This is a genomic window from bacterium (genome assembly GCA_040753085.1).
GTDB lineage: Bacteria > UBA9089 > JASEGY01 > JASEGY01 > JASEGY01 > JASEGY01.
The window spans coordinates 1-9787 of sequence record JBFMHI010000103.1; the positions used below are offsets into that span (position 1 = coordinate 1).

At 48.1% G+C, this 9787-nt stretch carries 10 protein-coding genes; 6 read left to right on the forward strand and 4 right to left on the reverse strand.

The window, feature by feature from the left end; genetic code table 11:
* Positions 1–277 precede the first annotated feature (277 nt).
* The 5 genes from AB1797_10280 to AB1797_10300 all read left to right on the forward strand — a co-directional run bounded on the left by AB1797_10280 (position 278) and on the right by AB1797_10300 (position 6772).
* Complete coding sequence (locus tag AB1797_10280; GenBank protein MEW5767990.1) at positions 278–919, forward strand: zinc ribbon domain-containing protein; 642 nt, start codon at positions 278–280, stop codon at positions 917–919.
* 270 nt (positions 920–1189) lie between these two features.
* Positions 1190–4264, forward strand: coding sequence for a FapA family protein (locus tag AB1797_10285; GenBank protein ID MEW5767991.1), 3075 nt, complete (start codon positions 1190–1192; stop codon positions 4262–4264).
* A gap of 55 nt (positions 4265–4319) precedes the next feature.
* Positions 4320–4469: a hypothetical protein gene (locus AB1797_10290; protein ID MEW5767992.1), complete on the forward strand. Its 150-nt coding sequence runs from the start codon at positions 4320–4322 to the stop codon at positions 4467–4469.
* 216 nt (positions 4470–4685) lie between these two features.
* A complete protein-coding gene (gatC, locus tag AB1797_10295) occupies positions 4686–4976 on the forward strand; it encodes an Asp-tRNA(Asn)/Glu-tRNA(Gln) amidotransferase subunit GatC (GenBank protein MEW5767993.1) in 291 nt (96 codons plus the stop codon).
* A gap of 230 nt (positions 4977–5206) precedes the next feature.
* Positions 5207–6772, forward strand: coding sequence for a D-aminoacylase (locus AB1797_10300; protein ID MEW5767994.1), 1566 nt, complete (start codon positions 5207–5209; stop codon positions 6770–6772).
* Here AB1797_10300 and AB1797_10305 read toward each other — a convergent pair.
* Both AB1797_10305 and AB1797_10310 read right to left on the reverse strand, forming a co-directional pair.
* Entirely contained in the window at positions 6769–7653 is an 885-nt protein-coding gene (locus AB1797_10305) for a class I SAM-dependent methyltransferase (protein MEW5767995.1), read from the reverse strand. The two genes, AB1797_10300 and AB1797_10305, sit on opposite strands and share 4 nt — an antisense overlap.
* Positions 7650–8447, reverse strand: coding sequence for a type III pantothenate kinase (locus AB1797_10310; protein MEW5767996.1), 798 nt, complete (start codon positions 8445–8447; stop codon positions 7650–7652). The genes AB1797_10305 and AB1797_10310 overlap by 4 nt, the downstream gene beginning before the upstream one ends.
* Here AB1797_10310 and AB1797_10315 point away from each other — a divergent pair.
* Positions 8412–8735 carry a hypothetical protein gene (locus AB1797_10315; protein ID MEW5767997.1) on the forward strand — a complete coding sequence of 108 codons (324 nt, stop codon included), beginning with the start codon at positions 8412–8414 and terminating at the stop codon, positions 8733–8735. The genes AB1797_10310 and AB1797_10315 overlap by 36 nt on opposite strands.
* Here AB1797_10315 and AB1797_10320 read toward each other — a convergent pair.
* Positions 8655–9155 carry a DUF86 domain-containing protein gene (locus AB1797_10320; GenBank protein MEW5767998.1) on the reverse strand — a complete coding sequence of 167 codons (501 nt, stop codon included), beginning with the start codon at positions 9153–9155 and terminating at the stop codon, positions 8655–8657. The two genes, AB1797_10315 and AB1797_10320, sit on opposite strands and share 81 nt — an antisense overlap.
* Positions 9155–9568 carry a nucleotidyltransferase domain-containing protein gene (locus tag AB1797_10325; protein ID MEW5767999.1) on the reverse strand — a complete coding sequence of 138 codons (414 nt, stop codon included), beginning with the start codon at positions 9566–9568 and terminating at the stop codon, positions 9155–9157. The genes AB1797_10320 and AB1797_10325 overlap by 1 nt, the downstream gene beginning before the upstream one ends.
* Positions 9569–9787: the final 219 nt, after the last annotated feature.

The following is a 9787-nucleotide window of genomic DNA, read 5'->3' on the forward strand; positions in this document are numbered from 1 at the left end:
ATGTCCGTTCCGTAGACGGACAACCACAAGGGTTGTCCCTACAGCCTAAGGACAGACCCTAATCACGGACACGGCTCACGGATTTTCCGTGTTTCATCTGTGTGCATCTGTGGCTGAACGGTTACGATTACAGAAGCCAATAGCCAATAAGGCATTCTTCCCTATTGCCTATTCCCTATTGGCTATTGTCTATTGCCTTTGTGTCTTAGCGCCTTAGTGGCTGAGTAGTTACGATTTCAGAAATCCGAAATCCGCTATCCCAGGGGGTGAAAATCAAATGGACGACCAGAAGCAAAGACATTTTCAGAGTAATAGCCAAGAAAATCCGCCATCCGCCATCCCAGGTACCCACAAAGTGGGTGCGCCCTCCGAAAGATGTCCTCAGTGTGACAGCGAGATAGCGGTCGAAGCTAATTTTTGTCCTAACTGTGGTATCCATCTGACTGGAGGAGGCTTAGACCGGGTTGAAATAGAGCGGATTATGGCGGAGGAAAGGATCAGGCAGAGGGTTCGTCAGGAGATGTCGGCCGGTAAACAGCTTCAGAAGAGTCCGGGGCTGGCTGCCTTTCTTTCCCTGATCTGGATCGGATTAGGTCAGCTTTATCTTGGCCGCTACTTTAAAGGGCTTACCTTAATGATCCTCTGGTTTACTTCAACGGTTTTTGCGGTTACCCTCGAGTTCCTGGCCGCCGTAGGTAAGGCGGAAGGAGAGATGCCTGTCTTTGTTTTAAGCCTGGTGGCCTTAGCCTTGTGGGTATACAGTCCGATTGATGCTTATCTCACCGCCAAACGGATAAATGAGGGAGTAGAATTTGAATCTATTGATTGGTCAACCTGGGCGATACCTGTTATTGCCGTGGAGATAGTCTTTCTTTTGCTTTTAGGATTAGTCTCCAAGGTCGTTTTTAAGACCCTTTAACGATGGTTGAAATGACAACATCTATTCCTAAGTCATTAACCCGCCTTTAATTATTCAGCCACTGATTAACACGGATAAAATAAAAATCGTAAGCGTTCAGCCACTAAGGCACAAACTCGATGCTCGATGCTCGATCCTGGATACTGGATCCTTTACCAGCATCGAGGATCGAGCATCGAGCATCGGGGATCCAGCATCGAGGGATGAACGGTTACTAAAAATCAGTGTTTCATCCGTGTAAATCCGTGGCTGAATAGTTACAATATGCCTATGAACCCGAAAAAAGAGATACCGGCTATAAAGACCGAAAGGGAGGATCTGGAGCAGATCCTGGAGCAGATTGGTCCCGCCATCATTAAACGTGCCCTGCCCAAAGTAGAATTTTCCGAAAACCAGGTTATGGCTTATCTGGTTATCCCTCGTCCCACCATTACAGGGGAAGAAGCCACCTTTGAGGATTGTTTCAAGGTGTTAAACTCCGCCGGCGTGAAAAATATAAATGAAATAGCTATCAAAAAGGCCTTAAATAATAGAACCTTTGAAAAACAAATCCTTATTGCTGAAGGGGTGGCTCCTCAGCCTGGTAAAGACGGTTATTTAGCTTATCGGTGCGGATCTCAAGAGGGAGCCAAGGCCTTCCCGGGACAGCTTTTAGCTACGAGGGTGCCGGCTGAAGAGGGCAAAGGCGGGGAAAAAGTCACGGGAGAGCCTATTCCTCCTCCGCCGGTTTATGAGGCCAAAATTATTACCGGTCCGGGAGCTGCTCTGTCTAAAGATGGGCTTCATCTATGGGCCACCAAAGAAGGAGAAATTATTTGGGAAGGAAACAGGGTCTGTGTAGAAGCGGTTCATCACCTCAAAGGGAGTTCCTTAGCCAAAGGAGGCGATTTTACTGGTCGGGTGGTCGTCGAAGAGGGCATGAAAAATGTTTCCCTTTCTGCTACCTCTGAAATAGAGGTTAAGGGAGACGTAGAGATGGTTACTTTAAAATCATCAGCCGGGATTAAAATTAAGGGGAATATTAGCCGGAGCAAAGCAGAAGCCAAGGGAGATATTCTGGCGGCTTCCGCCAGGGAGGCAGATATTGAAACCTTAGGGAATGTGGTTATTGCCGAGATTAGAGATTGTCAAGTCAAGGCAGGAAAAAAAGTAGTGGCCCTTGGGCCTAAAGGGGTGATAGCCGGGGGAAGTATTACGGCCGGGGAAGAAATAAATGCCAGAACCGTGGGAGAGGACGGTCATACGGCGGCCCAGCTTACGGTTGAAGCCGGGGGAAAGATAGCCGTTGAGGGTTTCCTTCATGAGGGGACAAAGGTAAATGTAGGTGAAATTCGGATGGATGTGGACCGTCTCATGAAAGGTGTCAGCCTAGGTCAGGGCAAAGAAGAAAAAATAGTTATATGGGAGTATGAACCCCCTCGCCTTAGGCGGACGGTGCTCAAACCTTCGAAGGAGGGTTATACACCTACGCCGGCTGAAATTCTCGCCTCTATTGTCTTAAGGACTTCCTCCCTGGAAGATGGCCGAAAACGCGCCGCCAGCCTGCTTAATTTGCCAATAAATGAAATTAGCTGGCAAGAATTACCCGGAACCGGGGAGATAGCCGAGGGCAGGCTCCTTCTCATAAGATTCTTCCCCACCACTATTTCCTACAAACCATGGGAATTTGAAGAAGAAAGGAGAAGAAAGAAGGAAGCTGAAGAAGTTCTTCCGGCGGCAGTCGAGCATGCCGATGGTTTATATCAGTTGACTAATGCCGAAGGTGGTCTATTTCTGACGGTCTTCCCCCCTCGAGGCAAAGGCCGGTCAATACCTGTCGAAGAGGTCTTATCTGAAATAAAAAGGCAGGCATATATCGATATTAATCTTGAGCTGGTCAAACAAGCTGTTTTGGAAAAAGAAGCTATTCCGGTTCGGATCAGCCACAGGCAACTTGATCCAAAGCGTGATGGCCGGATTTTGATTGAATTTGCCCCTGATATGAGCCGGGCATTGGCCACTATCTACCCTCCCCGGCAGGGTGGAATAGCGGTTGGCCCGGATGATGTAGTTGATACCCTGAAGCAAAAGGGCGTAGTAGCTGGAATAAACAAGGATAAGATTAAGGAGATCTTTCTCTCCAAAGAATTTAACACACCGATTGCCGTGGCTGAAGAGATACCTCCTCAACCTCGGGAGGCGGATAAGATTAAATACAGGGTAGCCATAGAGCCTCTCCCGATAAAGTTTATCGAAGATGAATACGGACGGGTAAACTTTAAGGAGCTGAACCTCATTCAGAATGTTGAAGCCGGAGAGGTTTTAGCCGTTCGGGTAAAGGGAGGTGGGGGGAAGCCTGGCCAAAAAATAACCGGTCAACCTATCCCGCCTCCGCCTCCGGAACCAATGGAGTTGCCCTTAGGTAAAAATACCCGCCTTTCAGAGGATGGAGACAGTATCCTTTCCCAAATTGACGGGCAAGTCATTTTTGTCAATGAACGGTTGAATGTGGAGCCTCTTTACGAAGTCAAGGGAGATGTGGATACCGGCATAGGAAATATTCGTTTTGTGGGGGGGGTAATTGTCCGCGGTAGTGTGGGGGATGATTTTCAAATTGAAGCCGGCAGTGATATTCAGATCCAGGGCTCCGTGGAAGGGGCTCGATTGACGGCTGGAGGAAATATAATTATCGGCGCCGGCGTAAGAGGGAGAAGCAAGGCTAAACTCAAGGCCAAAGGAAATGTGGTGGCTAAGTTTATTGAAAACTCGAGGGTGCAGGCAGAAGGGAATGTCATTGTGCATGATGGAATCCTCCATTCGAGGGTTGATGCCGGAGGAATGGTGGCTTTGGTGGGGAAAAGGGGGGCTATTATTGGCGGCCGGGTGAGGGCAAAAAAACGAATATCAGCCCTTAGATTGGGTAATCGCCTCTTCACTTCAACCAAACTTGAAGTAGACGAACACTATCAAATCAAGGAACAGTTACAACGTCTGGAAAAACGTCTTGAAAAGGCTAAACAGGACCTCAAAGAGACAAAATTAGGCGTGGTTATCCTCGAGCGGCTTAAGGAAAAAAAAGGTAAATTCCCTCCTGAAAAGCAGGAGGCCTTAATCCGCATGCGGGCTAAGGCCAATGAATTAACCGCCCTTATCCAGCGATATATTGAACAGCGTATTTTTCTGGAAAATCGACTGGGGACTTATAATCAAAAGGAGTCAGAGAGGATTGATGTCTTAAATCAAATATATCCCGGCGTGGAGTTGACTATTCGAACGGAAACAAAGCACATTAAAGAAGCTATTACTGAACCGATAACTATTACCCTGGCGGGAGGGAAATTAAGATTCGGACCTTACCGCGGGTAATAATCAATTAATAATGGTAACCGTTCATCACATGATGCTGGATGCTCGATCCTCGATGCTCGATCCTCGATGCTGGATGCTCGATGCTGGATGCTCGATGCTCGATCCTCGATGCTCGATCCTCGATGCTGGATGCTCGATGCTGGTAAAGGATCCAGTATCCAGGATCGAGCATCGAGCATCGAGTTTGTGCCTTAGTGGCTGAACGCTTACTAATAATGTAATTATTCAGCCACGGATTAACACGGATTAGCGCGGATAAAATAGTATTATACCAGAATGAGTTGAAATGTATCTGTTTAGCGTATGCCCAACCACAAACAGGGCAATCACCCAATAGGCAATAGCCAAGTGGCCAGGCGTCGTTATTGAAGGTGGAAGGCTTTTAGAGTAGTTACGAAGATAGAGGGGAGATAATACCGTGAAAATCAGTCGAGATGAAGTAGAGCATTTAGCCAATCTGGCCAGACTTGAACTTACCGAGGAAGAGATTGAGAAATTCAGTCATCAATTGACCGATATCCTGGGTTATGTGGAGAAGATCAATGAATTAAATACCGAGGCAGTGGCGCCTACGGCCCACGCTATGCCCCTGAAGAATGTCCTGCGCCAGGATGAGGTCAAACCTTCCCTCCCTACCGAAGCAGTCCTGGCTAATGCGCCCGATGCCGGAGAAGAATACTTTAAGGTGCCCAAGGTAATTAGGGATTAAGGGGCGATGAACTAGTGCTCTGTGACACCTGAAATTATGGGTAAAGTCTCTTTACCCCTCACCCTAACCCTCTCCCCGGCGGGGAGAGGGAACTTCCGCTCTTCTTCTCCCCTGGGGGAGAGGACTGAGGTGAGGGGGAGGTGAGGGGGAGGTGAGGGGGAGGTGAGGGGGATTGCTTCTGGAGGAGACGAACCCATCAAATCAAATGTCACAGACCACCAGGCCGATTAATGTATGATTTAATTATCAAAGACGGTTTAATAGTGGATGGATCAGGCCGCCCCCCTTTTTTAGCTGATCTGGGGACCAAAGGGGAACGGATTTATTCTGTTGGCGGCCTGGAAGGAGCCGCCGCCAAGCGTGTTATCACCGCGGGTGGGTTGGTGGTCTCGCCTGGTTTTATTGATGTTCACGGCCATTCTGATCTTACCCTCCTGGTTGACCGCCGCGCCCCCAGTAAGATTCGCCAGGGAATAACCACAGAAGTCGGAGGCAACTGCGGGTTTTCCGGCGCCCCGGCCCTCAGCCAGGCCCAAAAAAAACTTGAATCCCGAAAAATAACCTATGGCCTTACCTCTTCCTGGTCATATCTGGAAGAATATCTGGAGATACTTCAATCCGGCGGATTGGGGATTAACTTTGTCCCCTTGGTGGGACAGGGGAATCTGCGGGCTTCGATTGTCGGCTACGAAAATCGACCAGCCACTCCCGAAGAAATAGAGGAAATGAAATCCCTCTTGGTCCGATCATTAGAAGAGGGGGCCTTTGGACTCTCTTCCGGACTCCTTTATCCTCCCGGTTGTTTTACGCCTATGGAAGAACTAATTGCCCTAACCCGGGTAGTGGCTGATTTTGAGGGAATATATGCCAGCCACATCCGAGGTGAAGGAGATCGCCTCCTGGAAGCTGTAACGGAAGCCCTGGCCATCACGAGGGAATCCAGGGTTAAACTTCAAATCTCTCACCTGAAAACGGCCGGCAAGAAAAATCACCCCAAGATAGATGAGGTATTTCAGTTAATAGATGAAGCCCTGACTGAAGGATTAGACCTCGGCACTGACCGTTATCCTTATGCGGCTGCGGCTACCGACCTTGATGCGGTGCTTCCTTCCTGGGTCTATGAAGGAGGGATCGAAGAGGAGATCAGGAGACTTAAAGACCCCTCATCCCGCCAGCGGCTGAAGAAGGAAATAGAAGATACAGACTGGGATGAGATAATGATCTCCGGCGTGGCTCATAAGGGAAACGAGTGGATGGAAGGGAAAAGAATCTCTGAAGTGGCTGAGTTCCAAGAAACTACTCCCTTTGAATGCTTGCTCGACTTATTGATAGAAGAAAAGGCCGGGACATCGGCCATTTATTTTAGTATGAGCGAGTCCAACCTGAGACGTATTCTAAAGCAGCCCTACTGTATGATCGGCTCTGATGCCTCAGCCAGACACGAGAGCGGCCTTCTGGTTGAAGGCAAAGTTCATCCCCGCACCTTTGGCGCCTTCCCCCGGGTTTTGGCTAAATATGTCCGGGAAGAAAAGGAACTTCGCCTGGAAGAGGCCATTCACAAGATGACTGGCCAGCCGGCCGTTCGTTTTGGCCTTCCCGATAGAGGTCTCATCGGAGAAGGGATGTTCGCTGATCTGGTCATCTTCGATCCCAGACTAATCAAAGATACGGCTACTTACCAAACACCTTATCAGTACCCGGAAGGCATCGAATACGTTATTTTAAACGGCCGGATAGCGGTCGATCAAGGCATTCCTACCGGCATTCTGTCAGGGAAAGTTGTCAGGAAACATTAGGCTTTCGGATATGGCTCGATGCTCGATGCTGGATGCTCGATCCTCGATGCTGGTAAAAGATCCAGTATCCAGGATCGAGCATCGAGTATCGAGCATCGAGCATCGAGCATCGATAGTCTCGCCCTTAATTCCTCCTCAAAGGAAATCCTGTCTCCAACTACTATCACCGAATAGGACAAGAACCTTTCCAGGAGATTGGCGGATAACCGCTGGTTATTTCTGTGGATATAGATAATCTTCCTTAATCTAAGATGGGCAAGGGAAAATAATTCTTTCACCTCGGAAAGAGTAAACCGGTGGTAGTAAAAGTCCTTAATCCCTCTAAAATCCTTTATTAAAAAGTCTCCTGGCTCAAAATCAAAAGACAGCCACTTAATATTTCTCAGATACCATTTATAATCGAGAAATTTTAGGGCCTCCCCCAAAATTTGTTTGTAAAGATGGATAATTACCAGGCCGTTGCGGTGGAGCAGTTTAAATAAGTCCTTTAATACCTTGATCCTGAGTGTCCTGCCTTTTATCAATCCGAAGGTGCTGTACATTACAATAATGTAATCAAACCTCTCCCTCATCCAGGAGAGGTTGTGCATATCAGCCTTAATCAGCTTGGGCCTCAGGCCTTGGGCTTCTATTTTCTTCTTAGCTATTTTTAACATGTGATCGGAAAGGTCAAGGCCGACCACCTCAAAGCCCTTATTCAAAAAGTGAATAATATGTCTGCCTGTGCCGCAGCCGACATCTAATATCTTGCCCTGTTCCCGGATTATGTCATCTAATATTTTCGTATCCAGTTGAAACAGTTCGAGGCCCGAATAGTAAGAGTCATAATCCCGGGCAATGGCTTCATTTTGAATGTATTCCCTTATTGATGGATAGATCATTGCCCCCGCTCGCCAATAATCCTCAAGCCTTCCAGGGTAAGAGAGGGGTTAATCTCCGGCCTTCCTTCTAATTCAGGAGCAAATAAGGCTGACCAGCCGCCAGTAACTATTATCTTTGGCTCTCCGCCTATCTCAGATTTGAGTCTTCTCACTATCCCCTCTATCTGGGCAATGGTGCCATAAAAGATCCCGGATCTGATACAGTCAGCCGTGTTCTTCCCAATAATGGCTTCTGGTTTGGCAATATCTACTAATGGCAACAAATCACTCTGGTTCGACAGGCCGACGGCCGATAACCCCGGACCAGGCATAATTATCCCCCCCAGATATTCACCCTTTGGCGAAAGGCAGTCAAAGGTGATGGCTGTCCCCAGATCAATGACAATGGCCGGATAGCCATAAAGCGCTCTGGCCGCTATTACATTGGCCAGTCGGTCCGAGCCAAGTTGGGAAGGGTCATCGTAACCCAGCTTTAGTCCTGCGTCTAAGGAGGGATTCACCACGGTAGCGGCTATCCCGAGGCAGTCTTTTATTAACCGAACAAAGACAGGGGTCAGTTGAGGGACCACTGAAGAGATGACCGCCTGGCGAATGGCGGATGGCGCCCTCACTTCGTGGGTACCCGGGATGGCGGACTGTTTCGGGCTTCGAGTTGGGCCGGGGGGGATTTCTTTCGAGGCGACTATTCGCTTGATCTCATCTTGAAACCGGCTTTTATATTCTTCTTCGATTTTATCAGAAAGAGTGGGGAGATGAAAATGGCCCTGAAGCTGACTTTCCTTGTATATCCCCATACTGATGCGACTATTGCCGATATCAACCACTATCACCATAGTTATTTAAATTACTGTAACCGTTCATCACATGATGCTGGATGCTCGATGCTCGATCCTCGATGCTCGATGTTGGATGCTCGATGCTCGATGCTAGATGTTCGATGCTCGATGCTCGATCCTCGATCCTCGATGCTCGATGTTGGATGCTCGATGCTGGTAAAGGATTCAGTGTCCAGTATCGAGTATGGAGGATCGAGGATCGAGGATCGAGCATCGAGGATCGAGGTTGTGTCTTTGTGCCTTTAAGGACACGAGGTAATTATCTATCTCCCGGACAAATTCCCTGAGGTCTGCCTTGTGGGCGGCGGTCTGATGATAAAGTTGGGCCTCGTCAATAATCCAGTATCGATGAATCAGGCTGTTTCGCAGGTTAGCCAGCCGCCTAAGTTTGTTAGTAAGGGACAAAGAGATGAGGCCTTCCTGGCCCGCCTTTACCAGACAGTCCACATAACCCTCACAAGCTATTCCCTTTGTCTTGGCCAAGATATGCTGACAGGTATCCACCATGGCTTCCACGGCTTCTATCAGGAGATATTTGAGTGCCTGGCTGTTTCTGGAATCGGCTAAAAATACCGCTTCCGCCTGCTTGACCAGACCCTCCATCTGATCAGATACACTGATGATGTCCAGCTTATTCTTACTGATTCTATCCTGGTCTATCATCATCACATAGCCATCTCTCTCAAGTGAGAGTAATCAATGTATCTCTTTCCCACATCCTGGATAAAGTCGGTCCGTTTCTCCTCGTCCCGGCTAAAGAGAAGTTTTCTTTCTCGTAAGACGGCCATCTGCAAAGCCACCGGCGCTTTATTTATAATCCTGACTTCGGCTGGATAGCCTGTAACACTTGTCATCTCATAAGATAGGTCTGACTCCAAACCAAGGCAGTCCTGGATAGGTTCCTTTATAAGCAAGGCAATATCTATATCTCTAAAAGGTTCATCTCTTACAAAGGAGCCATAGAGAGAGGCAAAGACAATCTTCTCCTTTTGGGAAAGATAATCTTTTATCTTTTCCACAATTTTTTCCCTCTCGGCGAGACTAAGAAAGTTGGGTTTCCGAAACCGATCTTCCAGCATCAGCGTATCTCCCCACGTATCTACTCAAAATCAAGTTAAAAAAGTAAGCTCATTACAGATTATAGTGCTATGGGTTAAGTTTCATCTCCTTTTGTACCGACAGCGTCGGCATAAGAGCTTCCCCTCCCTTGTTGGGTGGGGTTAGGGGAGGGTGGTAGCTCTTTTTCTAAGGTTTTTAGCAAGAGTAATAATATTGCCCGCCAATTTCACCCTCACCCT

Excerpts from the sequence above, each read along its gene's own strand:
- AB1797_10320 (MEW5767998.1), bottom strand. The coding sequence starts at position 9,155 with ATGATGATAGACCAGGATAGAATCAGTAAGAATAAGCTGGACATCATC.
- AB1797_10280 (MEW5767990.1), top strand. The coding sequence starts at position 278 with ATGGACGACCAGAAGCAAAGACATTTTCAGAGTAATAGCCAAGAAAAT.
- AB1797_10325 (MEW5767999.1), bottom strand. The coding sequence starts at position 9,568 with ATGCTGGAAGATCGGTTTCGGAAACCCAACTTTCTTAGTCTCGCCGAG.
- AB1797_10300 (MEW5767994.1), top strand. The coding sequence starts at position 5,207 with ATGTATGATTTAATTATCAAAGACGGTTTAATAGTGGATGGATCAGGC.
- AB1797_10285 (MEW5767991.1), top strand. The coding sequence starts at position 1,190 with ATGAACCCGAAAAAAGAGATACCGGCTATAAAGACCGAAAGGGAGGAT.
- AB1797_10310 (MEW5767996.1), bottom strand. The coding sequence starts at position 8,447 with ATGGGGATATACAAGGAAAGTCAGCTTCAGGGCCATTTTCATCTCCCC.
- AB1797_10305 (MEW5767995.1), bottom strand. The coding sequence starts at position 7,653 with ATGATCTATCCATCAATAAGGGAATACATTCAAAATGAAGCCATTGCC.
- AB1797_10290 (MEW5767992.1), top strand. The coding sequence starts at position 4,320 with ATGCTCGATCCTCGATGCTGGATGCTCGATGCTGGATGCTCGATGCTC.
- AB1797_10315 (MEW5767997.1), top strand. The coding sequence starts at position 8,412 with ATGGCCCTGAAGCTGACTTTCCTTGTATATCCCCATACTGATGCGACT.